At 76.1% G+C, this 25,462-nt stretch carries 29 protein-coding genes; 15 read left to right on the top strand and 14 right to left on the bottom strand.

From position 1 onward, the window contains the following. The first annotated feature begins 69 nt into the window (after window positions 1–69). Window positions 70–1,233, top strand: a complete 1,164-nt coding sequence (locus ACIBPB_RS13540; RefSeq protein ID WP_396839879.1) for a low temperature requirement protein A — start codon at window positions 70–72, stop codon at window positions 1,231–1,233. Here the strand turns inward: ACIBPB_RS13540 and ACIBPB_RS13545 are convergent. The 3 genes from ACIBPB_RS13545 to ACIBPB_RS13555 are packed head-to-tail and all read right to left on the bottom strand — an operon-like array spanning window position 1,190 to window position 4,444. Then, the gene (locus ACIBPB_RS13545) at window positions 1,190–2,047 is read right to left on the bottom strand and encodes an alpha/beta fold hydrolase (protein ID WP_396839880.1); all 858 of its coding nucleotides are present in this window, start codon (window positions 2,045–2,047) and stop codon (window positions 1,190–1,192) included. The two genes, ACIBPB_RS13540 and ACIBPB_RS13545, sit on opposite strands and share 44 nt — an antisense overlap. Further along, window positions 2,044–2,937: an SDR family NAD(P)-dependent oxidoreductase gene (locus ACIBPB_RS13550; protein WP_396839881.1), complete on the bottom strand. Its 894-nt coding sequence runs from the start codon at window positions 2,935–2,937 to the stop codon at window positions 2,044–2,046. The genes ACIBPB_RS13545 and ACIBPB_RS13550 overlap by 4 nt, the downstream gene beginning before the upstream one ends. Before the next feature lie 16 nt (window positions 2,938–2,953). Next, complete coding sequence (locus ACIBPB_RS13555; RefSeq protein ID WP_396839882.1) at window positions 2,954–4,444, bottom strand: flavin-containing monooxygenase; 1,491 nt, start codon at window positions 4,442–4,444, stop codon at window positions 2,954–2,956. A 114-nt stretch (window positions 4,445–4,558) separates the two neighbouring features. Here ACIBPB_RS13555 and ACIBPB_RS13560 point away from each other — a divergent pair, with 114 nt between their 5' ends. Then, window positions 4,559–5,221 (top strand): TetR/AcrR family transcriptional regulator, encoded by a 663-nt coding sequence (locus tag ACIBPB_RS13560; RefSeq protein WP_396839883.1) that lies wholly within the window; start codon window positions 4,559–4,561, stop codon window positions 5,219–5,221. 28 nt (window positions 5,222–5,249) lie between these two features. On the opposite strand, the gene ACIBPB_RS13565 is transcribed toward ACIBPB_RS13560, so the two are convergent. Both ACIBPB_RS13565 and ACIBPB_RS13570 read right to left on the bottom strand, forming a co-directional pair. Next, complete coding sequence (locus ACIBPB_RS13565) at window positions 5,250–5,705, bottom strand: hypothetical protein (RefSeq protein WP_396839884.1); 456 nt, start codon at window positions 5,703–5,705, stop codon at window positions 5,250–5,252. Then, window positions 5,705–6,181 carry a hypothetical protein gene (locus ACIBPB_RS13570; protein WP_396839885.1) on the bottom strand — a complete coding sequence of 159 codons (477 nt, stop codon included), beginning with the start codon at window positions 6,179–6,181 and terminating at the stop codon, window positions 5,705–5,707. The genes ACIBPB_RS13565 and ACIBPB_RS13570 overlap by 1 nt, the downstream gene beginning before the upstream one ends. Before the next feature lie 44 nt (window positions 6,182–6,225). On the opposite strand from ACIBPB_RS13570, the gene ACIBPB_RS13575 reads away from it, so the two are divergent. Further along, window positions 6,226–7,215: a helix-turn-helix transcriptional regulator gene (locus ACIBPB_RS13575; protein WP_396839886.1), complete on the top strand. Its 990-nt coding sequence runs from the start codon at window positions 6,226–6,228 to the stop codon at window positions 7,213–7,215. Here the strand turns inward: ACIBPB_RS13575 and ACIBPB_RS13580 are convergent. Together ACIBPB_RS13580 and ACIBPB_RS13585 are read right to left on the bottom strand one after the other, a co-directional pair. Then, a complete protein-coding gene (locus ACIBPB_RS13580; protein ID WP_396839887.1) occupies window positions 7,188–8,405 on the bottom strand; it encodes an MFS transporter in 1,218 nt (405 codons plus the stop codon). The genes ACIBPB_RS13575 and ACIBPB_RS13580 overlap by 28 nt on opposite strands. A gap of 111 nt (window positions 8,406–8,516) precedes the next feature. Beyond that, window positions 8,517–9,992 carry a PLP-dependent aminotransferase family protein gene (locus tag ACIBPB_RS13585; protein WP_396839889.1) on the bottom strand — a complete coding sequence of 492 codons (1,476 nt, stop codon included), beginning with the start codon at window positions 9,990–9,992 and terminating at the stop codon, window positions 8,517–8,519. A gap of 29 nt (window positions 9,993–10,021) precedes the next feature. Between ACIBPB_RS13585 and ACIBPB_RS13590 the strand changes: the two genes are divergently transcribed. Both ACIBPB_RS13590 and ACIBPB_RS13595 read left to right on the top strand, forming a co-directional pair. Then, window positions 10,022–10,633, top strand: coding sequence for a LysE family translocator (locus ACIBPB_RS13590; RefSeq protein ID WP_396839890.1), 612 nt, complete (start codon window positions 10,022–10,024; stop codon window positions 10,631–10,633). Between the two features lie 10 nt (window positions 10,634–10,643). Further along, a complete protein-coding gene (locus ACIBPB_RS13595) occupies window positions 10,644–11,336 on the top strand; it encodes a B3/4 domain-containing protein (protein WP_396839891.1) in 693 nt (230 codons plus the stop codon). A gap of 129 nt (window positions 11,337–11,465) precedes the next feature. Here the strand turns inward: ACIBPB_RS13595 and ACIBPB_RS13600 are convergent, their stop codons facing one another. Next, the gene (locus tag ACIBPB_RS13600) at window positions 11,466–12,068 is read right to left on the bottom strand and encodes an MBL fold metallo-hydrolase (RefSeq protein ID WP_396839892.1); all 603 of its coding nucleotides are present in this window, start codon (window positions 12,066–12,068) and stop codon (window positions 11,466–11,468) included. 128 nt (window positions 12,069–12,196) lie between these two features. On the opposite strand from ACIBPB_RS13600, the gene ACIBPB_RS13605 reads away from it, so the two are divergent. Continuing rightward, a complete protein-coding gene (locus ACIBPB_RS13605) occupies window positions 12,197–12,625 on the top strand; it encodes an archease (protein ID WP_396839893.1) in 429 nt (142 codons plus the stop codon). Between the two features lie 7 nt (window positions 12,626–12,632). Here ACIBPB_RS13605 and ACIBPB_RS13610 read toward each other — a convergent pair whose 3' ends face one another. Next, the gene (locus ACIBPB_RS13610; protein ID WP_396839895.1) at window positions 12,633–14,051 is read right to left on the bottom strand and encodes an RtcB family protein; all 1,419 of its coding nucleotides are present in this window, start codon (window positions 14,049–14,051) and stop codon (window positions 12,633–12,635) included. A 76-nt stretch (window positions 14,052–14,127) separates the two neighbouring features. On the opposite strand from ACIBPB_RS13610, the gene ACIBPB_RS13615 reads away from it, so the two are divergent. Next, complete coding sequence (locus tag ACIBPB_RS13615; RefSeq protein ID WP_396839897.1) at window positions 14,128–14,934, top strand: SDR family oxidoreductase; 807 nt, start codon at window positions 14,128–14,130, stop codon at window positions 14,932–14,934. Between the two features lie 39 nt (window positions 14,935–14,973). On the opposite strand, the gene ACIBPB_RS13620 is transcribed toward ACIBPB_RS13615, so the two are convergent. Next, entirely contained in the window at window positions 14,974–15,582 is a 609-nt protein-coding gene (locus tag ACIBPB_RS13620; RefSeq protein WP_396839898.1) for a hypothetical protein, read from the bottom strand. A 220-nt stretch (window positions 15,583–15,802) separates the two neighbouring features. Here ACIBPB_RS13620 and ACIBPB_RS13625 point away from each other — a divergent pair, with 220 nt between their 5' ends. The 3 genes from ACIBPB_RS13625 to ACIBPB_RS13635 all read left to right on the top strand — a co-directional run bounded on the left by ACIBPB_RS13625 (window position 15,803) and on the right by ACIBPB_RS13635 (window position 17,371). Continuing rightward, the gene (locus tag ACIBPB_RS13625) at window positions 15,803–16,714 is read left to right on the top strand and encodes a pentapeptide repeat-containing protein (RefSeq protein WP_396839899.1); all 912 of its coding nucleotides are present in this window, start codon (window positions 15,803–15,805) and stop codon (window positions 16,712–16,714) included. 156 nt (window positions 16,715–16,870) lie between these two features. Then, window positions 16,871–17,074, top strand: coding sequence for a preprotein translocase YidC (locus ACIBPB_RS13630; RefSeq protein ID WP_231605508.1), 204 nt, complete (start codon window positions 16,871–16,873; stop codon window positions 17,072–17,074). Between the two features lie 36 nt (window positions 17,075–17,110). Next, window positions 17,111–17,371 carry a hypothetical protein gene (locus ACIBPB_RS13635; RefSeq protein ID WP_046563851.1) on the top strand — a complete coding sequence of 87 codons (261 nt, stop codon included), beginning with the start codon at window positions 17,111–17,113 and terminating at the stop codon, window positions 17,369–17,371. 21 nt (window positions 17,372–17,392) lie between these two features. On the opposite strand, the gene rnhA is transcribed toward ACIBPB_RS13635, so the two are convergent. Next, complete coding sequence (rnhA, locus tag ACIBPB_RS13640) at window positions 17,393–17,869, bottom strand: ribonuclease HI (RefSeq protein ID WP_357321834.1); 477 nt, start codon at window positions 17,867–17,869, stop codon at window positions 17,393–17,395. A 129-nt stretch (window positions 17,870–17,998) separates the two neighbouring features. On the opposite strand from rnhA, the gene ACIBPB_RS13645 reads away from it, so the two are divergent. After that, entirely contained in the window at window positions 17,999–18,796 is a 798-nt protein-coding gene (locus tag ACIBPB_RS13645; protein WP_396839900.1) for an inositol monophosphatase family protein, read from the top strand. Window positions 18,797–18,882: 86 nt separating this feature from the next. Further along, window positions 18,883–19,995 (top strand): serine hydrolase domain-containing protein, encoded by a 1,113-nt coding sequence (locus tag ACIBPB_RS13650; RefSeq protein ID WP_396839902.1) that lies wholly within the window; start codon window positions 18,883–18,885, stop codon window positions 19,993–19,995. Here ACIBPB_RS13650 and ACIBPB_RS13655 read toward each other — a convergent pair. Then, complete coding sequence (locus ACIBPB_RS13655; RefSeq protein WP_396839904.1) at window positions 19,980–21,236, bottom strand: lycopene cyclase family protein; 1,257 nt, start codon at window positions 21,234–21,236, stop codon at window positions 19,980–19,982. The two genes, ACIBPB_RS13650 and ACIBPB_RS13655, sit on opposite strands and share 16 nt — an antisense overlap. 87 nt (window positions 21,237–21,323) lie before the next feature. Between ACIBPB_RS13655 and ACIBPB_RS13660 the strand changes: the two genes are divergently transcribed. After that, a complete protein-coding gene (locus ACIBPB_RS13660; protein ID WP_396839906.1) occupies window positions 21,324–22,385 on the top strand; it encodes a Gfo/Idh/MocA family oxidoreductase in 1,062 nt (353 codons plus the stop codon). 10 nt (window positions 22,386–22,395) lie between these two features. Here the strand turns inward: ACIBPB_RS13660 and ACIBPB_RS13665 are convergent, their stop codons facing one another. Further along, on the bottom strand, window positions 22,396–23,664 hold the full coding sequence (locus tag ACIBPB_RS13665; RefSeq protein ID WP_396839907.1) for an MFS transporter: 1,269 nt from the start codon (window positions 23,662–23,664) through the stop codon (window positions 22,396–22,398). A gap of 99 nt (window positions 23,665–23,763) precedes the next feature. Between ACIBPB_RS13665 and ACIBPB_RS13670 the strand changes: the two genes are divergently transcribed. Together ACIBPB_RS13670 and ACIBPB_RS13675 are read left to right on the top strand one after the other, a co-directional pair. Continuing rightward, on the top strand, window positions 23,764–24,273 hold the full coding sequence (locus ACIBPB_RS13670; protein WP_396839908.1) for a pyridoxamine 5'-phosphate oxidase family protein: 510 nt from the start codon (window positions 23,764–23,766) through the stop codon (window positions 24,271–24,273). 29 nt (window positions 24,274–24,302) lie between these two features. Further along, window positions 24,303–24,812, top strand: coding sequence for a DinB family protein (locus ACIBPB_RS13675; RefSeq protein ID WP_396839909.1), 510 nt, complete (start codon window positions 24,303–24,305; stop codon window positions 24,810–24,812). A gap of 186 nt (window positions 24,813–24,998) precedes the next feature. On the opposite strand, the gene ACIBPB_RS13680 is transcribed toward ACIBPB_RS13675, so the two are convergent. Next, complete coding sequence (locus ACIBPB_RS13680) at window positions 24,999–25,430, bottom strand: DUF6069 family protein (RefSeq protein WP_396839910.1); 432 nt, start codon at window positions 25,428–25,430, stop codon at window positions 24,999–25,001. Between the last annotated feature and the right edge of the window lie 32 nt (window positions 25,431–25,462).

Raw genomic sequence — 25,462 nt, forward strand, 5'->3', positions numbered from 1 at the left:
TCCGGGGCCGGGGTCGGGCCGGCGCGGTTATCGTGGGCACAGCTGACCGGTCACGGCGAGGAGCACCGATTGACCAGCACCGCGCCGTTCCGCGCCTGGTACCGGCCGATGCGGGCTCGCCGCCCCGAGGAGGAGCACCGCTCCGCCACCCCGCTGGAGCTTTTCTTCGACCTGTGCTTCGTGGTCGCGGTGGCACAGACGTCCGAGGGGCTGCACCATGACGTCGCCGCCGGGCACCTCGGGCACGGTCTCTTCTCGTATCTGAGCGTCTTCTTCGCGATCTGGTGGGCCTGGGTGAACTACACCTGGTTCGCGTCCGCGTACGACACCGACGACGACGTCTACCGGCTGACCGTCCTGGTGCAGATCGCCGGCGCGTTGATCCTCGCGGCCGGGGTGCCGCGCGCCTTCGCCGAGGCCGACTTCACCACGATCACCTACGGGTACGTGGTGATGCGGCTGGCCGCCGTGGTGAACTGGCTCCGGGCCGTCGCCGGTGACCCGCAGCGGCGGGCGACCGCCCTGATCTTCGCGCTCGGCGTGGCCGTGGTGCAGGCCGGTTGGCTGGCCCGGCTCCTGCTGCCGCCCGCCTGGCTGGCGCCGGCGTTCGTGGTGCTGGTCGTGGCCGACCTGCTGGTGCCGGTGGTGGGTGAACGGCGTGGGCGCACCACGTGGCACCCGCACCACATCGCCGAGCGGTACCAGTTGTTCACCCTGATCGTGCTCGGCGAGGTGGTGCTCTCCACGTCGGTGGCGATCCAGCGCGGCGTCGACGCCGGCAACGAGCAGCTGTGGTCCCTGGCGGCCGCCGGGACGGTGATCGTCTTCGCGATCTGGTGGGTCTACTTCGACCGGCCCGACCCGCTGCCCCCGAGGTCGGTGCGGGGAGCCCTGTTCTGGGGCTACGGCCACTACTTCGTGTTCAGTTCGATCGCGGCGGTGGGCGCCGGGCTGGCCGTGGCGGTCGACCGCGATCTGGACGCCGGAGCGGTCTCCGGCCGGCTGGCCGGTTATGCGGTCGCCGCGCCGGTCGCGGTCTTCCTGCTCGCGCTCTGGGCGCTGCACCTGCGGGCCAAGCGGGGTCTCGTGGTGGGGCTGTTCCCCGCCGCGGCGGCGCTGGTGCTGGTGGCGCCGTGGCTGCCCATGCCGATCGACGTGATCGCCGGGCTGCTGGTGGTGCTGGTGGCGGTCACGCTGGTCGAGCGCCACCGGAGCGCGACCAGAACTGCCTGACCAGGGCCTCGAACTCGGCGGCCCGTTCGATCTGCGGCATGTGGCCGGTGTCGGGGAAGAGGTGGGTCTGCGCCTGTGGGAAGTACCGGCCGGCGTTGGTCAGGTGCCGCACCGGCAGGATCCGGTCCCGGTCACCCCAGACCACCAGGGTGGGCAGGCCGAGCGCGGCGACGGCGGCGACTAGCTCCCGGCGCCACTGCGGCCGTACGCCCCGCCAGGTGCCGAGGCTGCCGACCAGTTCCAGCATCACCCGGGCGGCGTGCGGCTCGCGGGCCACGGCCAGCGCGGCGGCGACCCGCGCCTCGCTGACGTACGCCGGGTCGTGGAAGATGGCCCGCTCGCTGCGCCGGGCGATGCCCGGGTGCGGCCGCAGCAGCAGTCGGGCCAGCGGGCGCAGGGCCAGCAGCCGCAGCGCGAACGTCACCTCCCGGCCGAAGCCGGCGCTGTTGACCAGCACCAGGCTGCGCGCCCGGTCCGGCTGGTCGGCGGCGAGCCGCATCGCGACCGCGCCGCCGAGGGAGTTGCCGACCAGGTGGGCCGGCCGGGTGACGCCGGCGGCGTCGAGCACCTCGACGGCGGCCGTGGCCAGCGCCGGCAGGGTGTGCGGGGCGTCCAGCGGCGTGGACCCGCCGTGCCCCGGCAGGTCCAGGCTGACCACCCGGTGGTCGCGGGCGAGGGCGTCGTGCTGCTCGGCGAAGTCGTCCATGGTGCGGCCGATACCGTGCAGCAGCAGCACCGGCGGGCCGTCGCCGGAGACCCGGCAGCGGATCCGTCGGCCGGCCACGTGCAGCTCGTCGGCGGGGGCGAGGCTCATGCCGATTCTCCGGTGCGCGGCGCGACGGGCTCCGCCGCGGCTCGTGGGGCGGGCACCCGGGCCGCGTTCGGCCGCATGCCCAGGGCCAGGACCTTCCCGTACGAGGCGGGGGCGAGCCGGGCCAGCAGGTCGGGCAGCTTCGCCGACCAGCCGATCAGCACCCGGCCGCGGCGGCGTTCGACGCCGCGCAGGATCACCTCGGCGGCCTTCGCCGGGTCGATGGTGAGCAGCTTCTCGAACTGGCGGCGGCCGACCTCGTACTCCTCGCGGGAGACGCCGCTGCCGACCCGCGCGCTGGCCGCGATCCGGGTGCGGATGCCGCCGGGGTGCACCGAGGTGACCCCGACGCCGTCGTCGACCAGTTCGTGCCGCAGCGCCTCGGTGAAGCCGCGCACCGCGAACTTGCTGGCCGAGTAGGCGGCCTGGCCGGCGGGGGCGATCAGGCCGAAGAGGCTGGACACGTTGACCAGGTGGGCGCCGGGTTCGGCCTTGAGCGCGGGCAGCAGGGCGTGGGTCAGCCGCACCACCGCCCGGAAGTTGATCTCGATGACCCAGAGGAACTCGTCCAGGGTGACCTGGTCGAAGCGGCCGCCCAGGGCTACGCCGGCGTTGTTGAGCAGCAGCCGGATCCGCGGGTGGGCGCGGTGGATCTCGGCGGCCACCCGGTCGGTGGCGTCCGGGTCGGCCAGGTCGACCAGGTGGGTCTCGACCCGCCGGTCGGGGTGGGCGGCGCGGATCGCGGCGACCACCGCCTCGAGGCGCTCGGCGTCGCGGTCCAGCAGCACCAGGTCGGCGCCGCGCCGGGCCAGCCCGTGTGCCAGGGCCTCGCCGATGCCGCTGGCCGCGCCGGTCAGCACGGCGGTGCCGCCGGGGAAGACGAAGTCACGCATGGCGCTCCTTGGCGGGTCAGGCGACGGGCGCGGTGGGGTCGGTGACGGCGGCGCTGGCCCGGGAGAACCGGACCCCCTCGTCGGTGAGCCGGCCGTGCCGCATCAGCAGCACGTCGCGGGGATAGTTCTGGTGCAGCCGCCAGGGGGCGGACGGGCCCTGCTTGGGCAGCCGGTCGACGGCGCGCAGCACGTACCCCGACTTCAGGTCGATGATCGGCACGAGGTCGTCGGAGTCCGGGGCCAGCGGGGTGACGATCTGCTGGCCGGTGCGGTCGAGGTGGCGCAGCAGCCGGCAGACGTAGGTGGCCACCAGGTCGGCCTTGAGCGTCCAGGAGGCGTTGGTGTAGCCGATGGTCATCGCGAAGTTCGGCACCCCGGAGAGCATCATGCCCTTGTAGGCCACGGTGGCGGCGAGGTCGATCTCGGTGCCGTCGACGGCGAGCGTCATGCCGCCGAGGGCGAGCAGGTTGAGGCCGGTGGCGGTGACCACGAGGTCGGCGGGCAGTTCGGCGCCGGAGGTGAGCCGCAGGCCGTGCTCGGTGAAGGTGTCGATGGTGTCGGTGACCACCTCGGCCCGGCCGGCGCTGACCGCGGCGAACAGGTCGCCGTCGGGCACCACGCAGAGCCGCTGGTCCCACGGGTTGTAGCGGGGCGAGAAGTGCCGGTCGATGTCGTACCCGGTGGGTAGCTTGCCCTTGGCGGCCCGGCGCAGGAAGTTTTTCACCAGGGTGGGGGCGCGTCGGCTGAGCTGGAAGTTGGCCACCCCGAGCGCGACGTTCTTCCACCGGGCCACCGCGTACGCGGCCTTCGCGGGCAGCCAGCGCCGCGCGGCGTCGGCGAGCGGGTCGCGCGAGGGCAGCGAGATGACGTACGTCGGCGAGCGCTGGAGCATGGTGACGTGCGCCGCGCGCTCGGCCATCGCGGGCACCAGGGTGACGGCGGTGGCGCCGCTGCCGATCACCACCACCCGTTTGCCGGTGTAGTCGAGGTCCGCCGGCCAGTGCTGGGGGTGCACGAGCCGGCCGGTGTAGCGCTCGATGCCGGGAAAGTCGGGCGTGTAGCCCTCGTCGTAGCGGTAGTAGCCGGAGTTGGTGAAGAGGAACGCGCAGGTCAGCACGACGTCCTCGGCGGTGTCGTCGCGGTGCGCGGTCACCGTCCAGCGGGCGGTGCCGCTGTCCCACTCGGCGCGTACCACCCGGTGGTGGAAGCGGATGTGCTGCTGCACGCCGAACTCGCGGGCGGTCTCCCGGACGTACGTCCGGATGGCGTCGCCGTCGGCGATGGCCTTCGCGTCGGTCCACGGCTTGAAGGAGTAGCCGAGGGTGAACATGTCGGAGTCGGAGCGGACACCCGGGTAGCGGAACAGGTCCCAGGTGCCGCCGATCGCGCCGCGGGCCTCGAGCACCGCGTACGTCTTGCCGGGGCACTCGCGTTGCAGGTGCACGGCGGCGCCGACGCCGGAGAGCCCGGCACCGACGATGAGGACGTCGACGTGGTCGGAGGGCATGGCGGCTCCCGGTTCGGCGGTGGTGGTCCGGACCCTATCCACCACCGTCGACACCGGTCAACACCCTGTCGACTCGAATCGACACGGTGTCGAGCGGGTGTAGCATCAGCCCACATGACCGCCGCCCGTACGCCGACCGGAGCCGGGCCGACGCGCGGGCGGCGCCCGGGCCGCTCCGCCGGCGACGACCGGGAGCTGGCCATCCTGGCCAGCGCCGAGCGGCTGCTGGAGGAGCGTGCCTTCGGCGACATCTCCATCGACGACCTGGCCCGGGGCGCCGGCATCTCCCGGCCGACGTTCTACTTCTACTTTCCGTCCAAGGACGCGGTGCTGCTCACCCTGCTGGACCGGGTCACCGAGATGGCGAACGCCGCCGCGGGGGACGCGCTGGACCGGCTCGCCGAGGACCCGCGGGCCCGCTGGCGGGAGCTGATCGCCCGGTTCCACGCCACCTTCGGCGGGCACCGGGCCGTGGTGCTGGCCTGCGCCCAGGTGCGCGGCACCAACACCGAGGTACGCCGGCTCTGGGCCGAGGTTCTCGAACGCTGGGTCCGCGCGGTGCAGGCGGCCATCGAGGGGGAACGCGCGCGCGGCGCGGCCCCGGACGGGGTGCCCGCCCGGGACCTGGCCATCGCGCTGAACTCGATGAACGAGCGGGTCTGGTACGCCACCTTCGCCGGTGACGGGCCGGCGGTGGCCGAGCGGGACGTGGTCGACGTGCTGCTCGACGTCTGGCTGACCGCGATCTACCGGACCACCACGCCCCCACCGGCCTGAGCGGCGCCCGGCGTACGGCCCCGCACCGTCAGGCGGTCCGGACCGAGTCCATGATCCAGTTCGTCTCCCAGGTCTGCTCGCCGTCGGTGGAGAACGCCTGCTCCCAGCGGCACGAGGTGGGGGTGATCCGGGACCAGATGAACCGGCAGCGGATCGGCCGCCCCTCGTCGCTGTCGTCGGCGTAGAAGGTGCCGACCCCGTCGACGAAGCGGCCCACCATCGGCGGTTGCTCCAGGACACCGCGCTGGCTGTTCATCCAGTAGATCGACCAGAGGCCGGTCTCCGCGTCCCGGATGCGGACGGTGGCGCCGGCGAAGTCCCGGGTCGGGAAGCGGATCTCGTCGAAGCTGCCCGCCCCGTCGAAGAAGGTGTGCGCCACCGAGATGCCGGGGAACTCGTCCCAGTCGTCGCTGCCGACGTGCCGCTCCCGCAGCCGCCGGTTGGTCACCTGCCAGGTGCCGACGTAGAAGTCGAAGTCGCCCATCAGAAACCCACCGGCCCTTCGACGCGAGTGTCGGCCAGGTAGCCGGCCAGGTCGGGCTGGTCCGGCGCGAGCACGTGCCGGACCCAGGCGGCCCGCTCGTGCTCCAGCACGCCCAGCTCCCAGACGCAGCCCACCCCGGGCCGGTCCAGCGGGACGAAGTGCGCCGGGTCGTCGTCCGGGCAGTCCAGCGCCGGCTGACCGGCGATCGCGATCCGGCACTCCACCACGTTGTCGAAGAACCAGCTGTACGCCAGCAGGTAGCTGCCGGTGTCCGCGCCCCGGTGCAGCACCACCCAACTGGCCGGCGGGGTGTCGCCGTCCGGGGCGGGCAGCAGCTTCGGCAGGTACGCGTAGGCGGCCTCGACCACCTCCGGCTCGAGGCGGCGGTCGGGTTGGTCGAGGTGGTAGCGCTTGACGTGCCGGCCGGCGACCTCGATGGTCCCCGGCACGGTCAGGTCCTTGTCCTGAAATGCCATGCCGGGACGGTAGGGCCGCTCCCCTGACAGCTAGTGTCAGTGGAATGCGGGCCAGTCGCCTCCTTTCCATCCTGTTGCTGCTCCAGGCGCACGGCCGGCTCACCGCCGCCGAGCTGGCCCGCCGCCTGGAGGTGTCGGTACGCACCGTCTACCGGGACGTCGAGTCGCTGCACGCGGCCGGCATCCCGCTCTACGGGGCGGCCGGGCACGCCGGCGGGTACCGGCTGGTGGACGGCTGGCGGACCCGGCTGACCGGGCTGACCGCCGAGGAGGCCGACCGGCTGCTCTTCGCCGGGCTGCCCGGGCCCGCCGCCGAACTGGGCTACCAGTCGGTGGCCGCCACCGTGCAGCTCAAGCTGCGCGCCGCGCTGCCCGCACCGCTCGCCGATCGGGCCGCCCGGCTCCAGGAACGGTTCCACCTGGACACCCCCGGCTGGTACTCCGACGGCGACCCGTCGCCGCACCTGGCGCCGGCCGCCGACGCGGTGTGGCGGCAGCACCGGATCCGGGTGCGCTACCGCAGCTGGACCGGCGAGGTGGACCGGGTGCTCGAACCGTACGGGCTGGTGCTCAAGGGCGGCCGCTGGTACCTGGTCGCCGCTCGCCCGGACCGGCCCGAGCCGGCCACCTACCGGGTCAACCAGATCCTCGACCTGACCCCGCTGGACGAGCCGTTCGACCGGCCCGAGTTCGACCTGCCGGGGTGGTGGCGGCGGCACGTCGTGGAGTTCCGGTCCCGGCTGCACCGGGACCAGGCGACGATCCGGCTCTCCCCACGCGGCCGGGAACGGCTACGGGAGATCGCCAGCGACACCGTGGTCGCCGCCGTCGACGCCACCGCCGGGCCGCCCGGGGCCGACGGGTGGATCCGGGCCACCGTACCGATCGAGTCGCTCACCCACGCGCACGGTGACCTGCTGCGCCTCGGCGCCGAGGTGGAGGTCCTCTCCCCCGCCGCGCTGCGCGACCGGCTCGCCGACACGGCCGCCGCGCTGGCCGCCCTCTATCAGCCGCCGCCGGCGCCGGCCGGCTGACGGCGTCGCGGCGCCGCCAGGACCGCCGCTCCCGCGACCGCGCCGAGCGCCTGGCACGCGGCGATGCCGAGCAGCAGCGCGCCGGCGCCCGCGCCGGTGACCGCGCCGGCCAGCGCCGAGCCGGCGGCGGCCGAGGTGGTCTTCAGCCCGGCGCCGATGGTGAACACCTGGGTGTGCGCCGCCGGCGGCGCCTCCTGGTCGCGTACCGCGAGCACGGCGCAGAACAGCGGGCCGTTCAGCACGCCGACGAGGACGAACAGCGGCAGCGTGACCCAGACCGACGAGGCCAGCGGCACCAGCGCGAACGGCACCGCCATGGCGAGCAGGCTGGCCAGCACCACCCGCTCGGGCGGGCGGGACCGGACCGGGAACCGCGCGTACCACAGCGACCCGGCCAGCCCGCCGAGCGACGCGGCGGCCAGGAACAGGCCCGTGTAGGCGGTGTGGTGGAACCGCGCGGCGAGCAGCGCCGCGACCACCGGCAGCGCGCCGACGCCGAGGTAGCCGACGCTGCTGGCCAGGGTCACCGCGCCGAGCCGGGGCCGCCGCCACAGCAGCGGCACCGCACCCAGCGGCTGGCGCCGCCCGGCCGTGCCCTGGCGGTGCGCGCGCGCCGGCCGGTCCCGGATCGGCAGCGTCGACAGCACCAGGGTGCCCGCGGCCACCAGCGCGACCAGGACCACCGTCGCGGCGGTCGCCCCGGCCAGCCCGGCGGTCACCGCCGCGATCGCCGGACCGGCGATGCCGGCCAGGTTGTACGAGGTCGCGTCGAGGCCGAACGCGGTGTCCAACCGGTCCGGCGCCAGGTCACGCAGCAGGCTGGTCAGCCCGCCCAGCATGATCGGCGCGAGGCAGCCGGCCAGCACGACCAGGGCCACCGACAGCGGCCGGGACACCGAAGCGGACAGCACCGCGGCGAGCAGCGCCCCGCCGTACCCGAGCAGGGTCAGGCAGTAGCAGAGCCGGCGGCGCCGGACCGTGTCGGCGATCGCGCCCACCACCGGTCCGGCGAGAACGTGCGGCACCATCAGCGCCGCTACCAGCAGCCCGCCGTAGCCGGCGCTACCGGTGCGCTCGACCGCGAGCAGCACCAGGGCGACCCGCGCGCCCTCGTCGGCCAGCCGCACCAGCACCGCGCCCGCCGTGTACCGGGCGAGCACCCCCCGCGCCCGTCCCCCGTCCGTCCCCACCCGCAGTCCCCTACCCCGCCCACCCGCCGCTCACGCGCACCGGTGGCCATCTCGCCGGGACCGCCGTCCGACGGGGGCGATTGGGCCGCGCCGCTGGTTGGGGAGCCGGGGTCAACGGAGGTCGTGCCGGGCGGCGGCGAGGGTGGCGACGGCCCGCTCGATGTCGTGGGGCGGGTTGGCGGCGTAGCCGAGCACCAGGCCGGGTGGCTGTGGCCGCTGGCCGTGCCAGGACAGCGGCTGCACCTTGACGCCCCGGCGCAGGGCCGCCGCGGCCAGCGCCGTGTCGTCCACCTCGCCGGGGAGGGTGATGAGCAGGTGCAGGCCGGCGGCGGCGCCGTGCACCACCGCCCCGGGCAGGTGGGCGCGGACCGCCCGGATCATCGCGTCCCGGCGGCGTACGTGCCGGCGCCGCAGCAGCCGCAGGTGGCGCTCCAGCGCCCCGGAACCCATCAGCTCGGCCAGCACCAGCTGCGGCAGGGCGGCGTTGCCGAGGTCGGCCATCCGCTTCGCCGCGACCAGGTCGGCGTGCAGCCGGGGCGGGACCAGCACCCAGCCGATCCGCAACGCCGGGGCCAGCAGCTTCGAGACGCTGCCGGTGTAGCAGACGCGGTCCGGCAACATGCCGCGCAGCGCCGGCACCGGCGGTCGGTCGTAGCGGTGCTCGGCGTCGTAGTCGTCCTCGATGACCAGGCCGCCCCGCTCCGCCCAGCGCAGCAGCGCCCGCCGCCGGTCGCCGTCGAGCACCACGCCGGTCGGGAACTGGTGCGCCGGGGTCAGCATCACCGCCCGGGCGCCGCCGGCCGCCAGCCGGTCCACCCGCAGACCCTGGGCGTCCACCGGCACCGGCGGGGTGTCCAGCCGCCAGTTGTTCAGGTGCTGGCGTACCCCGAGCGAGCCGGGGTCCTCCACGGCGACGGTGTGCACGCCGTCGCCGTGCAGCACCTGGGCGAGCAGGCCGAGCGCCTGGGAGACCCCGGCCACGACCACCACCTCGGCCGGGTCGACCCGGATGCCGCGGTTGCGGGCCAGCCAGGTGGCGACCGCCAGGCGCAGCGCGGGGGTGCCGGCCGGCTCGCCGTACCCGAAGTCGGCGGGGGCCAGCCGGTGCAGCACCGCGCGTTCGGCGCGCAGCCAGGCCGCGCGGGGAAAGGCCGCCAGATCGGGTACGCCGGGCGTCAGATCCAGCTCCGCCGGCGCGGTACGCAGCGCGTCGAACACGGCGGTGTCCGGACGCGCGGCGAACACCTCCGGCGGGCGGCGCGGCACCGGCGGACGGCTGACCACGGCGGCCGGGGTGGCCACCACGACCGTGCCGGCGCGGCCCCGCCCGACCACGTGACCGTCCTCGGTCAACCGCTGGTACGCCTCGGTCACCACGCCCCGGGACACGCCCAGCTCGGCCGCGAGGACCCGGCTGGCCGGCAGCCGCGCCCCCACCGGCACCCGGCCGTCGGCGATCGCGGCGCGCAGCCGCCCGGCGAGCCAGTCGGCCCGCCCCCCGGGTGGGGCCTCGCCGACGTCGAGCTGGAGGAAATCGGCACCGGACGGTATGGATCCGTCAGTCGCGCCAGGTTTGGCCCTGTCCACCGGACCATTATGGTCGGAGGCTGGACCGCATGAGTATCGCTTTCCTGGTGACCGCCCTGGTGGTCGTCCTCACCCCGGGGACCGGGGTGGTCTACACGATCTCCACCGCCCTGGCCGCCGGCCGCCGGGCCGGGCTGCTCGCCGCGCTCGGCTGCACGGTCAGCCTGCTGCCCCACCTCGCCGCCGCGGTCACCGGCCTGGCCGCGGTGCTGCGCGCCGGCACGCCGGCCTTCCGCGTGGTGACCTGGCTCGGCGTGGCGTACCTGCTCTGGATGGCCTGGTCCGCGCTGCGCGACCGGGACGCGCTGCGGGTCGACGACGGACGCCCCGCACCGGCGGCCGGACGGGTGATCCGCGACGGGCTGCTGATGAACCTGCTCAACCCCAAGGTGACCGTCTTCTTCGTGGCGTTCCTGCCGCAGTTCGTCCCGCCCGACGCGCCCGCCGCGGCGGCCCGGATGCTGCTGCACGGCGCCGTCTTCGTGCTGCTCACCCTGGTCGTCTTCGCCGGATACGCCGGGCTGGCCGGCGCGCTGCGCCGCCGGGTGCTGGCCCGGCCGCGGCTCACCACGCTGCTGCGGCACGGCTTCGCCGGCAGCTTCCTCGCCCTCGGCCTCGGCCTGGCCCTGACCGCCCGATAGGAGTCCTCCCGTGCGCTTCCGGCACTCCCCCGAGATCTGGTCCACCTTTCCCGAGCTGAGCTGCGGCGTCCTGCACGCCACCGGCGTCGACGGCGCCGTCGAGGTGGGACCCCGCCTCGACCGGTACGCCGAGGCGGCCCGGGCCCGCCTGGCCGGCGGCCCGGAGGGCGGCTTCCCGGAGATCCAGGCGTGGCGGCGCGCCTTCGCCCGGATGGGGCTGCCGCCGACCCGCTACCGGTGCGCCGCGGAGTCGCTGCTGCGCCGGTTCCGCCGCGACGGCGCGCTGCCCGCGCTGCACCCCCTGGTCGAGCTGGGCAACGCCCTCTCCATCGGCTACGCGGTCCCGGTGGCCGTGCTGGACCTCGACCGGATCGCCGGGGACCTGACGGTGCGCCCGGCCACCGGCGCGGAGACCTACCTGACCCTCGGCGGGGAGGCGGAGCACCCCGAGCCCGGCGAGGTCGTCTTCGCCGACGCGGCCGGCGGGGCGCACTCCCGGCGCTGGACCCACCGGCAGAGCGGCGCGTCGGCGGTGCGCCCCGGGACCACCGAGGTGCTGGTGGTGATCGAGGCGATGCACGCGGGCGGGGCGGCGACGGTACGCCGGATGCTCACCGAACTGGCCGACGCCCTGCCCGTGCCGTCCCGGACCGCGCTGCTCACGGCCGACGCCCCGGAGTTCGCGTACGCGGCGGCCCGCTGACCGGCGCTCCCGGCGGCCCCGCCACCGCCGTCGCGGCGTACCGGAACCGCCGTCGCGGCGTACCGGAACCGCCGTCGCGGCGGCCGGGACCGGCCTCGTGCCGGCACGGGAGCGCCGTCGCGGCGGTGGTCAGGCCGTCTCGCCCGGGGCGAGATACCGGTAGCCGGGAACGGTCTCGCCGAACCAGCCGTTCACCCCGGCCAGGCCCCGGTCGTTGAGCTGGGCGTCGTGGATCGGGACGACCCGCCGGGCGCCGACCGTCGTGGCGAAGGTGATCGCCTCGGTCAGCTTCAACCAGGACCCCTGGGCCGGCACCAGCAGGGTCTCCACCGGGGCGCCGGGCAGCGCCAGCGAGTCGCCGGGGTGGTAGACCGCGTCGTCGACGAGGTAGCCGAGGTTGGCGCAGTCCGGCTGCCCGTCATGGATGGTCGCGTGCCGGCCACCGGCCGCGGTGACCGCGAAGCCGCCGGCGTCGAACCGGTCGCCGGCCGCCACCCGGGTCACCGGCAGCGGCGCCAGGTCCGGCAGCCGCGCACCCTCCGGCGCGAAGACCGGGACGCCGAGACCCGCCAGCCGCAGCACGTCGACATGGTCGGTGTGCTCGTGGGTGAGCAGCACCGCGTCGGCCCCGACCAGGGCCCGCGGCTCGCTCCAGGTGCCCGGATCGATGACCAGGACACGACCCTCGTGTTCGATCCGGACGCAGGCGTGGGTCCACTTGACAATCTTCACCCGGTCGAACCTAGGCGCTCGGCGGCGTGGACGCCGCCCCTCGAGGGCCGCCCCGCCCGGTCCGGCGGGGTCACCGCCCGTGCGGGAGAACCCGGCGGCGCGGCCGGCCCGGCCGGCATCATCGGGACATGGACCGACGAGCGCCGCGCGGGCACCGCAACGTCCCGCACACCGCCGACGTCCGGTTCGAGGCGTGGGCCCCGGACCGGGAGGGCTGCGTGGCCGAGGCGGTGACCGCGCTGGTGGACAGCTTCGTGGACGCCACCGGCGTCACCCCCGAGGCGGAGACCGGATACCGGGCGCCGCCCGCCGACGACCCCGACCTGCTGGTCGCCGTCCTCGACGAGGTGATCTTCCGGCTGGACACCGAGGGCGCGGTGCCGCTGGCGACCGAGGTGCGGCCGGCCGGGGACGGCGGCCTGCTCGTACGCTGGCAGGTGGCGAGCACCGACGCGGTGCAGGCGATCGGCGCGGTCCCCAAGGCGGTGGCGCTGCACGAGCTGCGCTTCGGCCGCGACGACGCCGGCTGGTCCTGCGCGGTGACGCTGGACGTCTGAGCCGGGCTCAGCCCTTCACCACGCCCAGCGGGACCAGCCTGGCCACCCGCCGGCACAGCCCGGCCCCCTCGGCCGCCGCGACCACCGCGGTGATGTCCTTGTACGCGGCCGGCATCTCCTCGGCCAGCCCGCGCCGCGAGGCCCCCCGGACCGCGACGCCCTGGGCCTCCAGTTCGCGGCGCGGGTCGTGCCCGCGCACCGCCCGGGTGGCCTGCTTGCGGCTCTGCACCCGCCCGGCCCCGTGGCAGGTGGACGCCCAGGCCGGCGCGCCGGGCACGCCGGTGAGCACGTACGAGCCGGTGCCCATCGAGCCGGGGATGAGCACCGGCTGCCCGACCGGGCGCAGGTCCGCCGGCAGGTCCGGGTGCCCGGGCGGCAGCGCCCGGGTGGCGCCCTTGCGGTGCACGCAGAGCCGGCGGGGCGACCCGGCCACGTCATGCGTCTCGATCTTGGCGAGGTTGTGCGAGATGTCGTACACCAGGTCCAGGTCGCAGCCGGTGACCCGGGTGAAGACCTGCCGGGCCGCGTGGGCGAGCAGCTGCCGGTTGGCCCGGGCGTAGTTGGCCGCCGCGGCCATCGCCCCCAGGTAGGCCCGCCCCTGGTGGGACGAGACCGGCGCGCAGGCGAGCTGCCGGTCCGGCACCCGGATGCCGTAGCCGGGCATCACCTTCTCCAGCTCGCGTACGTAGTCGGTGCAGATCTGGTGGCCGAGCCCCCGCGAACCACAGTGGATCATGACGCAGACCTGGCCGGCCCGGAGCCCGAACGCGGCCGCGACCGGCTCGTCGTAGAGCTCCGCCACGGCCTGCACCTCCAGGAAGTGGTTGCCGGAGCCGAGGCTGCCGACCTGGCGCGCGCCGCGCTCCACCGCCCGCTGGCTGACCTGCGCCGGGTTGGCGTCGTCGACCGCGCCGAAGTCCTCGCAACGGTCGAGGTCCCGGCGTACCCCGAACCCCCGCTCGACGGCGTACCGGGAGCCGCCGCGCAGCACCGCGTCCAGCTCGTCGCCGCCGGTCAGGTGCCACACCGCGCCGGTGCCCATGCCCCGCGGGGTGGCCTCCCCCAGGCCGTCCATCAGCGCGTCGAGCCGGGGCCGCAGCGCGTCGCGGTCCAGGTCGGCGGCGAGCAGCCGGACCCCGCAGGAGATGTCGAAGCCGACCCCGCCCGGGGAGACCACTCCCCCGTCCTCGACGTCGGTGGCCGCCACCCCGCCGATCGGGAAGCCGTAACCCCAGTGCACGTCCGGCATGGCGTAGGAGGCGTCGACGATGCCGGGCAGGGTGGCCACGTTCGCCACCTGCTCCAGCGACCGGTCCGCGCCCGCGTCGGGCAGCAACGACCGGGACGCGAAGACCACCCCGGGCACCCGCATCGGGTCGTGCCGGTCGATGCGGAACCGGTACGGCGACTCCTCGACCAGGTCCATCCCGCCCGGCTACCCGGGCCGGCGGCGGCTACACCCGGCCGGGTTCCGCCCCACCCGATCCGGGTAGTGGCCGACCATGCCCCAGCGATACGAGGACTACGACCGGATCGCGGTCATCACCGGCGCGGACTCCGGCATCGGCAAGGCGTGCGCCGTGGCGCTGGCCGAGGCCGGCTTCGACATCGGCTTCACCTGGTACGGCGACCCGGACGGCGCCGAACGCACCGCCGCCGAGGTGCGCGCCACCGGCCGCCGCTGCGCGACGGCCGAACTGGACCTGACCCGGCTGCCGGACGCCGCCGCGGTCATCGACGAGCTGGCCGACCGGCTCGGCGGGCTCGGCGTGCTGGTCAACAACGCCGGCACCGGCCTCGCCACCCCGTTCGTCGAGCTGTCCTGGCAGCAGTGGCGGGAGGTGCTCTCGGTGGACCTGGACGGCCCGTTCCTCTGCGCCCAGCGCGCCGCGCGCCGGATGCGGGCGGCCGGGCGCGGCGGCCGGATCATCAGCATCACCAGCGTGCACGAGCACGCGCCGCGGGTCGGCTCCTCGGCGTACTGCGCCGCGAAGGGCGGGCTGGGCCTGCTCACCAAGGTGATGGCCCAGGAGCTGGCGGCCGACGGGATCACCGTCAACGCGGTCGCGCCCGGGGAGATCGCCACCCCGATGACCGGGCAGGAGGACGTCGACCCGTTCACCCGGGCCCGGCCAGGCGTGCCGGTGGGGCGGCCCGGCGACGCCCGCGAGGTCGCCGCCGTGGTGGCGCTGCTGGCCTCGCCCGCCGCGGCGTACGTGACCGGGGCGTCGTGGCCGGTGGACGGCGGGATGCTGCTGATGGGCCCGCAGGCGGCCGCGCTGCCCGACGACGGCTGGCGCGACGGCTGACCGCCCGGTGCCCCGACGGGCCGCCCGCCGGGGCCCCGGTCAGGGCAGCTGGGCGATCGAGGTACGGTCGAGGTACGCGAGCTGGGCGGCGAAGCCGGCCAGCGCCACCACGACGCCGACCCCGATGGCCGGCCCCAGCGCGGCCCCGAGCAACCCGGCCAGCAGGGTGCCGCCCAACCCCAGCAGCACCGCGTTCACCGCGCCCACCAGCGCGGCCGCGGTGAGCAGCAGGTGCCGACGGCCGGGACGGGCCCCGACCTGGCCCCAGGTCGCGGCGACCTCGCCCCCGCCGGCCACCGCGTCGGCGAAGAAGTCCGAATCGCCGCCGAAGCGCCGGTGGTAGTAGGCCCGGATGCGCCGGATCCGTTGCAGGTCCAGCGAGTTCTCCACCATGTTCTGGGTCAACCGGCCGAAGGTGAGCAGCCCGGTGATCAGCAGGGTCGGCAGCACCGCCCCGAGGTACGGCCGCAGCAGGTGCTCGCTGCCGGAGACGAAGCCCAGCCCGATCAGCGCGGCGGAGAGCAGCGACAGGAACAGCGTGGCCCGCCCGACCGACTCGGCGACCGTGGCCCCGCGCGAGGTCTGGAGCACGAAGTGCTCGGTGGTGAGGGCGGTCAGCAGCGCCTGCTCCCGAGCGTCCTCGTCCAACCCCGTCTCCTTCCGGTCACCGTCACGATACGGAGCCGGGACGGCACCCGGGGTCGGAACCGGGGCGGTCGACCCGCCGCCGGCCCGGACCCGGCCGGGGCCGGCCCCCCAGGCGACGGAGGATGGTGCCGGCCCACCCCGGCCAGGGCCGGGCCGCCGGGCGGCGGAGAATGGTGCCGGGCGCGAGGGGCGCCACCGGTACCGGAACGGGGAGCAGGGCATGGCGGAGACGGTCCGGCGAGGGCCGGCGGCCGGGGCGGGCCGGGAGCTCGTCGCCGACTGCGCCCGCTGCGTCGGGTTGTGCTGCGTGGCCCCGGCGTTCGCCGCCTCCGCCGACTTCGCCCTCGACAAGCCGGCCGGCCGGCCCTGCCCCAACCTGCGCCCCGACTCCCGCTGCGGCATCCACCGCGACCTGCGGGCGCGGGGTTTCCCCGGCTGCACCGTGTTCGACTGCTTCGGCGCCGGTCAGCACCTGGTGCAGGAGACCTTCGGCGGGCGGCACTGGCGGGACGACCCGGCGCTCGCGCGGCGGATGTTCGACACGTTCGCGGTGCTGCGGCCGTTGCACGAGCTGCTCTGGTACCTGACCGAGGCGGTCGCGTTGACCCCGGCCGGCCCGTTGCGCGACGAGCTGGCCGCGGCGCTGGCGCAGACCGGCCGGCTCGCCGACGGCACGCCGGAGGAGCTGCTGGCGGTGGACATCGACGCCCACCGGGACCGGGTCAACCCGCTGCTCGCCGAGGCCGGCGCGGCGGCCCGGGCCGGCCGGGCGGGCGCCGACCGGCGGGGCGCCATGCTGCTCGGGGCCGACCTGCGCCGGGCCGGGCTGTCCGGGGCGAACCTGCGGGGCGCCTGCCTGATCGGCGCGGACCTGCGCGGGGTGGACCTCGGCGCGGCCGACCTGACCGGGGCGGACCTACGCGGCGCCGATCTGCGCGGGGCGGACCTGAGCCGCTGCCTGTTCGTGCACCAGTCCCAGCTCGACGCCGCCCGGGGCGACCTGCGGACCGGGCTGCCGCCCCGGCTGCGCCGCCCCGCCCACTGGTCGCTGACCGTCACCCCGGTCCCGGCGTCCGGCGGCCGCCTCGGTGCCCGTTCCGCCGGTGGGCGCGCCGGCCGCCGCCGGCGCTGACGGCGCTCCGCACCGGCCGGCGCGGACCGACCGGGCCGGTGCCGGCGGGCGGCGACCCGACGTTTCGCCGCGGTGCCGTCGGGTAGCCGGTGGCACCGCGACCACGGAACGGGAGGCGGACGGGTGAGATATCGGGTACGGCAGAGCGAGCAGCCGATGGATCCGGCATACGCCGAGGACGAGGCCGGGCAGACCCCCCTGGTCCAGGTCGAGGCCGACACGGACGTGCCGGCCCCACAGCCGGGCGCGCCGAAACCGGACGAGGTGACCGAGGATGACGGTTCCGGGATGGCCGGCGGGGCGTCGGGCAGCAGCTCCGGCGGCTCCTCGATGCCGACGCACCCCGACGCGGCACGCTGAGCGTTTGCCGCCGGATCGGCTGGGCAGGAGTGCCACATGACGAGTGAAGAGTCCTTCGGCCGCGCGTCCACCGACGAACCGGACGGCGCCACCGCGTACGAGGCGTCGCTGCGCCCGCCGGGCGAGTCGCTGCACAGCACCGACGACACCGGCGACGACTTCGCCGACCTGCCGGCCGAGGACCGGCGCTCGGCACGGGAGGTCAGCCGCGCCGGCTACGACGTCGACGCGGTCTCCGGCACCGCCGACCCGGCGAACGAGCCGGAGGAGATCGAGCCGGGACGACCCGAACGGTAGGCCGGCCGGCCCGGGCGCACTTCAGCCGGCGGTGACCGCCGCCGCCCGGGCCTCGGCCATGCCCCGGTTGGCCAGCGCGTCGGCGCGGTCGTTCTCCGGATGCCCGCTGTGGCCCTTCACCCACAACCAGGTCACCTCGTGCCGGGCACAGGCCGCCTCCAGCCGCTGCCACAGGTCGGCGTTCTTCACCGGCTGCTTCGCCGCGGTCAGCCAGCCGTTGCGCCGCCACCCGGCCAGCCAGCCGGTGATGCCGTTGCGCACGTACGTGCTGTCGGTGTGCAGGCGCACGGTGACCGGCCGGGTCAGGCTCTCCAGCGCGCGGATCGCGGCGGTCAGCTCCATCCGGTTGTTCGTCGTCGGGCTCGCCTCGCCGCCGCACAGCTCGCGCTCGTGCCCGCCCCAGCGCAGCAGCGCACCCCAGCCACCCGGGCCGGGATTGCCGCTGCACGCCCCGTCCGTCCAGATCTCCACGATCCCGCCGGTCGCCGCCTCCGTCATGCCGGCAACCTACCGGCTGCGCCGGCCGCCGGGACCACCCGACCCGCCGCGCGGGCCGCCGGGCACCGCGCGGGCCGTCGGGCGGCACACGGGCCGTCGGGCACCGTGCGGGCCGGATACCCTGCCGCCATGATCGATTCCCATACCGGGCTGGACGACGCCGGCGTCGCGGTCGCCGCGGCGGCCGCCGGCGCGGACGTGGTGCGCGAGCAGTACGGGCAGCGCCTCGACCGCGTCGACAAGGGCGGCGGGGACTTCGCCACCAGCGCCGACCTGGCCGCCGAGCAGGCCATCCTGGCCGTGCTGAAGGCGGCGCGCCCGGACGACGCGGTGCTCGGCGAGGAGGGCGGGCAGCAGGGCCGCGCCGACGCCGCCCGCCGCTGGCTGGTGGATCCCCTCTGCGGCACGCTGAACTACGCCTCCGGCGGCATGCTGGTGGCCGTCAACGTGGCGCTGGCCGAGGGCGCGGCGGCGGTCGCCGACCCGTTCGCCGGCGAGGTCTTCTTCACCGACGGGGTGACCGCCCGGCTGCGGCACGCCGGGACCGACACCCCGCTGACCCCGACGCCCGCCACCGGCCTGGTGGACGTCAACCTGGATCCGCCGTTTCCGAGCGCCCCCGGGTTCCGGGCCGTGGATCTGCTCGCGCACCCGGACTTCATCGCCGGGTTCCGGCCCCGAGTGGTGTCCACCACGCTGGCGCTGGCCTGGGTGGCCGCCGGCCGGCGCGCCGGGTACGTCACCGACGGCGACGACCTGTCCGCCAGCGTGCACTTCGCCGCGGGCATCGCGCTGTGCCGGGCCGCCGGCTGCGTGGTCACCGGGCTCGACGGCGAACGACCCGGGCCGGGCAGCCGGGGCCTGGTCGCGGCGGCGGACGCCGAGACCCACGGCCGGCTCCTGGCGTTGATCCACGACCGGAGCTGAGCGCCCCCGGGCCGGGCCGGAAGGTCGTGGCGCGCCGCCGGGAATTCGCGCGACATCCCCCCGCCGGCCTGGCAGGCTCACCGATCATGGACGGACGCTGGGACGGCCTGCGGGCCGAGGTACGCGCCACGATCGGTGAACTGGTCGGCTCCGGCCGCGAGACCGGGGTGCAGGTGGCCGCCTACCTGCACGGCGCGCCGCTGATCGAGGAGCAGGCCGGCCTGGCCGACGCCAGCACCGGCCGGCCGCTGACCGCCGACACCCCGATCCACGCGGTCTCCACCGGCAAGGCGCTCACCGCCACCGTGGTGCACGTGCTGGCCGAGCGCGGCCGGCTCGACTACGACCTGCGCATCGCCGAGGTGTGGCCGGAGTTCGCCCGGCACGGCAAGGACCGCATCACCCTGCGGCACGCCCTCACCCACACCGCCGGGCTGCCGGCCCTGCCGGCCGACATCACCCCGGCGGACTTCACCGACTGGGACCGGATGTGCGCGCTGCTCGCCGACGCCACGCCCCGCTGGGCACCCGGTGAGCAGGTCGCGTACCACGCCTGGACGTGGGGCTGGCTGGTCGGCGAGGTGGTCCGGCGGGTCACCGGCAAACCGGTCTCGCAGGTGCTGGCCGAGGAGGTCGCCGGGCCGCTCGGGCTGGCCGACGAGCTGTTCCTGGGCGTACCCGAGGCGCAGCTGCCCCGGCTGGCCCGGCTCGAGGACGCCGGCCTGGCGGCGCTGATGACGTACGCCGGCGAGAACCTGCCGAACTTCGACGCCGTGGCTCCGCCCGCGGTGCGTCCGGACGCCACCATCGGCAGCCGGCCGGACGTGCTGCGCGCCGACGTGCCGGCGGTCGGCACGATGACCGCGCGCGGGATCGCCCGGATGTACGCGGCGCTGCTCGGCCCGGTCGACGGGGTGCGGCTGATCTCCCCGGCCCGCCTCAGCGAGGTGTCCGCGGTCGCGGCGCGCGGCGCGGACTGGGTCTTCGGCGCCGAGGTGACCTTCGGCCTCGGCTACGCGGTGGACACCGACGGCTCGTTCGGCACCGCCGGCAGCGGCGGCAGCCTCGCCTTCGCGTACCCGGAACTGGGGTTGACGGTGGCGGCGCTGCGCAACCGGCTCGGTGCGGGCGACGGCGACCCGATGGAGGGCCTGCGCCGGCTGGTCCGCGACGCGGTGGCCGGCTACGAACCGGCCTGACCGGCGGTCCCCGGCCCGCCCTCGGGCCCGGGGGCGGCCGGCGGACGGCGCAGCCGGGCGCGCAGCCGGCCGGCGGCGTCGCCGAGCACCGCGCCGGTCATCGGCAGCAGCGGGCTGGACCGCATCACCGCCAGTTCCTCGGCCGGCGAGGTGGCCCCGTCGAGGAAGCGCAGCACCCGCTCCGCCGGGTTGCGCGCGAACAGCCGGTCGAAGAACGCCACCCCACCCACGTGCCCCCGGTCCAGGGCGCGCAGCGCCACCGCGTCCATCCACCGGTGCCGGGCCGGGTACGCGGGCGCCGGCACCGGTGGCCGGCCGGCGGCCAGCGCCCGGGCCACCTGGTCGGCCTGCCGCAGCATCGCCGAGAAGGTGAACCCGGTGGACGGGCGGGTGGCCCCGCCGGCGGTGCCGAGGCGGACCACCCGGGGCGACGGGCGGCCGACGAACGGCCCGTCGGTCATCGGGATCACCCCGTTCTCGACCTCCCGCACCCGCAGCCCGGTCAGGTCCAGGCCGAGCAGGCCGGCGTAGCCGCGCAGCGCCCGGTCGTACCCGGCGTCGCTCAGCGGGGCGGCGGAGAACTCGGTGTACTCGACCAGCGCGTACCGGTCGTCGACCGGCAGCACGTAGCCGAAGGAGACCCCACGGTCCGGCTGCGGGGTGCGGAAGTCCATCAGCACCGCCCGGTCCGGGTCGAAGGTGGGCCGGTCGGCGGCCAGCCACCAGCCGCGGAAGTGCTGCAACCAGTTGGTCCGCCCGGGCCGCGCCGGCGGCCGGGGCCGCGAGTCGAGCACCCAGCCGGCCCGCAGCAGCGCCCGCCCGGCCGGATCGTGCACGGTCACCCGGTCGCCGTCGTCGCGCAGCCGCCCGGCGGGCACCTCGATCCGCACCGCGCCCAGCCGGCGTTCCGCCGCGGCCGCCCGGTCGTAGACCGGGGCGGACCGGAGCATCGCGTACCGCAGCGGGTCCAGCGACAGCACGCGGCGGGCGGCCGGCGTGACCACCTCCACCCGCGACCAGCTGGCGCTCAACAGCGGGTCGAGGTCGGTGCCCGGGACGCCCCAGAACGCCCAGGTGCGGTCCTGGCCGCGCTTGCGCACCGGATCGACCACGGCGACCCGCAGGCCGGCCAGCTCGTGCCCGCCGAGGGCGGCCAGCACTAGGGAGGCGGCACCACCGCCGCCCACCAGCGCGAGGTCGACGTCGAGCGGGGACGAGGGCACCCGCCCACGCTGCCACACCCCGCCGGGCGCCGGCGCACCGGACCCGCCGTCCCCGCCCCGACGCGGCGCGTAGATTCGCAGGGGATCATCGAGAACGGGGGCGGCATGGCGCGGGAACCGCTGCGGGTGGGGCTGCTGGGGTACGGGATCGCCGGGCGGGTGTTCCACGCCCCGCTGGTCGCCGCGACCCCCGGGCTGCGGCTGGCCGCCGTGGTCACCGGCGATCCGCGGCGCCGCGCGCAGGCCGGCGCCGAACACCCCGACGCCCACCTGCTCGACGCCCCCGAGCAGCTCTGGTCGGGGGCGGCCGACCTGGACCTGGTCGTGGTGGCCACGCCGAACCGGCAGCACGTGCCGATGGCCCGGGCCGCGCTGGCCGCCGGGCTGCCGGTCGTGGTGGACAAGCCACTCGCGCCGACCTCGGCCGAGGCGGACGCGCTGATCGCCACGGCCGCCGCCGCGGGCGTGCCGCTGACCGCCTTCCAGAACCGGCGCTGGGACGGCGACTTCCGGACCGTGCGCCGCCTGGTCGAGGCGGGCGAGCTGGGCCGGGTGAACCGGTTCGAGTCGCGGTTCGAGCGGTGGCGACCGGCGATCAAGCCGGGCTGGCGGGAGAGCGCCGCCCCGGGCGGGGCCGGTGGGGCGCTGTTCGACCTCGGCGCGCACCTGATCGACCAGGCGGTGCAGCTGTTCGGCCCGGTCGCGCGGGTCTACGCCGAGGTGGACCGGCGCCGGCCCGGCGCCGAGGTGGACGACGACGCCTTCGTCGCGCTCACCCACACCAACGGCGTGCGGTCCCAGCTCTGGATGGGCGCGGTGACCGCGCAGCTCGGGCCCCGGTTCCGGGTGCTCGGCGACCGCGCCGCCTACACCAGCTACGGTCTCGACCCGCAGGAGGCGGCGCTGCGCGACGGCGGCCGGCCCGGCAGCCCCGGCTGGGGCGAGGTCACCCCCGACCGGTACGGGCAGCTCGGCGTCGACGGCGACCTCCGGGCCGTCCCCACCGAGGCCGGCCGCTACCAGGACTTTTACGCCCAGGTCGAGGCGGCGCTGCGGGACGGCACGCCGATGCCGGTGGACCCGGCCGACTCGGCGCACGTGGTGGCGCTGATCGAGCTGGCGCACCAGGCCGCCGCGCGGGGCGCGACCCTGCCGGTGCCGGACTGACCGGCCCCGCTCAACGGGCGGTCGCGGCCGGCTCCGGGGCGTCCGGGGCCGGATCGGCGTACGCGGCGGCGACGGTGGCCCGGTCGAACACCCGCCAGGTCGCCACGATCACCGCGACCGCCACCACGAACCCCACCCAGTACGGCGCGGTGATCCCGAACCGGCCGGCGACCACCCCGCCGAGCAGCGCGCCGACGCAGTTGCCGCCGGCGGCGAGGAACAGGTTCGTGCTGCCCACCCGGCCCAGCAGGGCGGGCGGGGTGAGCCGCTGGCGCAGCGAGTTCGCCACGATGTTCCACAGCGAGGAGTGCACCCCGAACGCGAACAGCGCCACCCCGACCACCACGGCGCTGCGCGACGCGGCCAGGGCCAGGTGCAGGCCGGCCTCGATGAGCAGGCCGACCCGGACCGTCCAGGTGGCGGTGATCGCGGCGACCAGCCGGTCCCCGGCGGCCGCGCCGAGCAGCCCGCCGACGGCCAGGCAGGTGAAGAGCGCGCCGTAGCCCACCGAGCCGAGGCCCAGGCGGTCGGTGGCGAGCAGCACCAGCACCGCGAGGGCGGCGGTGAGGGTGACGTTGAGCAGGCCGATCAGCAGGGTCATGGTGCGCAGCAGCCGGTGCCCCAGCAGCCAGCGGAAACCGTCGGCCACCTCCGCGCGCACCGAACGACGCGCACCCCGGTCCGGCCCGGTCCGGAACGACCCGGCGACCAGCCCGACCAGTACGGCGCTGAGCGCGTACGTGCCGGCGTTGACCGCGAACGGGATGGCCGCGGCCAGCACGAACAGCAGGCCGCCGAGCGGGCCGGCGACCATGTTCTGCATGACCTGGGTGCCGCCGCCCAGCCAGCCGTTGGCCCGTTCCAGCCGGGACCGGGGCACCACCGCGGGCACGACCGCCTGGGCGGCGGTGCGGAACACCACCTCGCCGGCGTTGACCACGAACAGCACCGCGTAGAGCAGGACGATCCCGGCCCGGTCGGCGAACATCGCGGCGGCCAGCACGGCCAGCACGACCACCCGTACCCAGTCGATGACCACCATCAGCCGGCGCCGGTCGACCCGGTCCACCAGCACCCCGCCGGGCAGCGCGAAGAGCAGCCAGGGCAGCCAGCCCACGGCGGCGCCGGCCGCCACCACGAGCGGATCGTCGGTCCGCGACGCCACGTACAGCGGCGCGGCCACGGTCGCCATCCCGCTGCCCAGCGCCGACATGGTGCTGGCCGCCCAGAGCCGGGCGAAGCGCCCGTCGAGCCGGTCCCCCGTCGTCCCCGTCGTCACGGCGAGGGAAGCTACCAGCCACGGCGGGCCGGACCGAGCGAGTTTTCCCGCCCGGGGTACGCCCCGTCATCCGCCGGCCGGGGCATGGGAAGATCACCCATGCCCGTCACCAACCCCTGGCTCGCCGGTCCCGCCCCCACCGCCCGCCTCGACCGCGACCGGCTGCGGGAGCGCATCCTCAACCTGCTCTCCTCGCAGAACATGTGCGTGCTCGCCACCGCCGGCCCGGACGGTCCGCTGGCCACCCCGGTGCGCTACTTCCACCTGGACCTCACGCTGATGTTCACCGCGGTCGCCGACTCGCCGAAGATGCGCAACCTCGCCGCCGACCCGCGCGTCTCGATCGGGATCTTCGCGCCGCTGGTCGGCCAGGCCAGCAGCCGCGGCGCGCAGGTCTTCGGCCGGGCCCGGGTGCTGCACCCCGGCGACCCCGACTTCGCCCAGTACTGGCCGGCGTACCGCTGGCAGTCCGACCACGTGGAGCGGTCCCGGTCGCTGGACGAGCCGCCCACCGGGCCGCTCGTGGTGGTGCCGGCCGAACGGATCGTCTACACCGAGCACTGGCTGCGCCGCGAGGGCTACGCCCCCCGCCAGTTCTGGCGGGCGTGACCGTCGCCCCCATCGGGCACACTGCCGGCATGCGCGTGCCGTTCCCCGAGCCCGGGCCGTCGTCCGACGTGCCGGCGCTCTTCCTCACCTACCTGGACTACTACCGGGACACGGTGGCCGACCGGGTGGCCGGACTGACCGACGCGCAGGCGCGCCGCAGCCGGGTACCGTCCGGCTGGACCCTGGTCGCGTTGGTCAACCACCTGACCTTCATGGAGCGGCGCTGGTTCGTCTGGGGCTTCCTCGGCGAACCGGTGCCGGACCCGTGGGGCGACGACGCCGACGACCGCTGGCACGTCGACCCGGCCGAACGCGTCGACGACGTGTTGGCCGCCCTGCGCCGGGGCGGGCAGCGGACCCGGGAGATCGTCACCACCCACCCGCTGGACACCCCCGCCGCGCTGGGCGGCCGGTTCACCGACCCGGCCCGCCGCCCCACCCTCGCCGCGATCCTGTTCCACGTCCTCCAGGAGTACGCCCGGCACGCCGGCCACCTCGACATCGCCCGCGAGCTGATCGACGGCCGCACCGGCGAGTGAACGCCGCCCGTCGACGGTGATCGTGGCCCGAGCCGCGGTCGGGCCGGGCGCCGCACACCCTGTACGGCATCCTAGGAGGCTAGCTTTTCGGTGCCAGGCCGACCCGCTCCAGCGCGGCGCGGTCCGACGCGTCGGGGTGCGGGTGCGACGCGGTCCAGCGCGGCGCGGCGTGCACCGCGCCCGCCGTCAGCGGCTGGCGGTGCGGCGCAGCAGCGGGACCAGCACGGCGGCGGCGGCCAGGTGCATGACCACCAGGGTCACCGTGGCCGCCGTACCCACTCCCCCGCCCAGCGGCCCGAGCAGCGACACCACGAGCACACCCAGCGCGACGGCGGTCCACACCGCCCGGGGACGGGTGGTGAACCGCTCCAGCAGCGCGAGCAGCGCCCAGCCGGCCAGTCCGGCGACCACGGTGGAGAGCGCGACCGCCACCGGGGTGACCGACTGCTCGCCGCCACCGCCCTGGACGGCCAGCTCCACCCCGGCGATCGGCTCGGCGATGACCCAGACGACCAGGGTGGCGACGGTGGCGGCGAGCACCGCCAGCAGCCGCGCCCGGCGGCGCCCGGCCGGCGCGGCGGCCACCGGCGGGCCGGCCGGCGTGGTGATGGTCTCCATCGCGGTACCTCCAACGATTGTGCGGACCCGGT

Source organism: Micromonospora sp. NPDC049836 (assembly GCF_044465125.1).
Taxonomy (GTDB): Bacteria; Actinomycetota; Actinomycetes; order Mycobacteriales; family Micromonosporaceae; genus Micromonospora.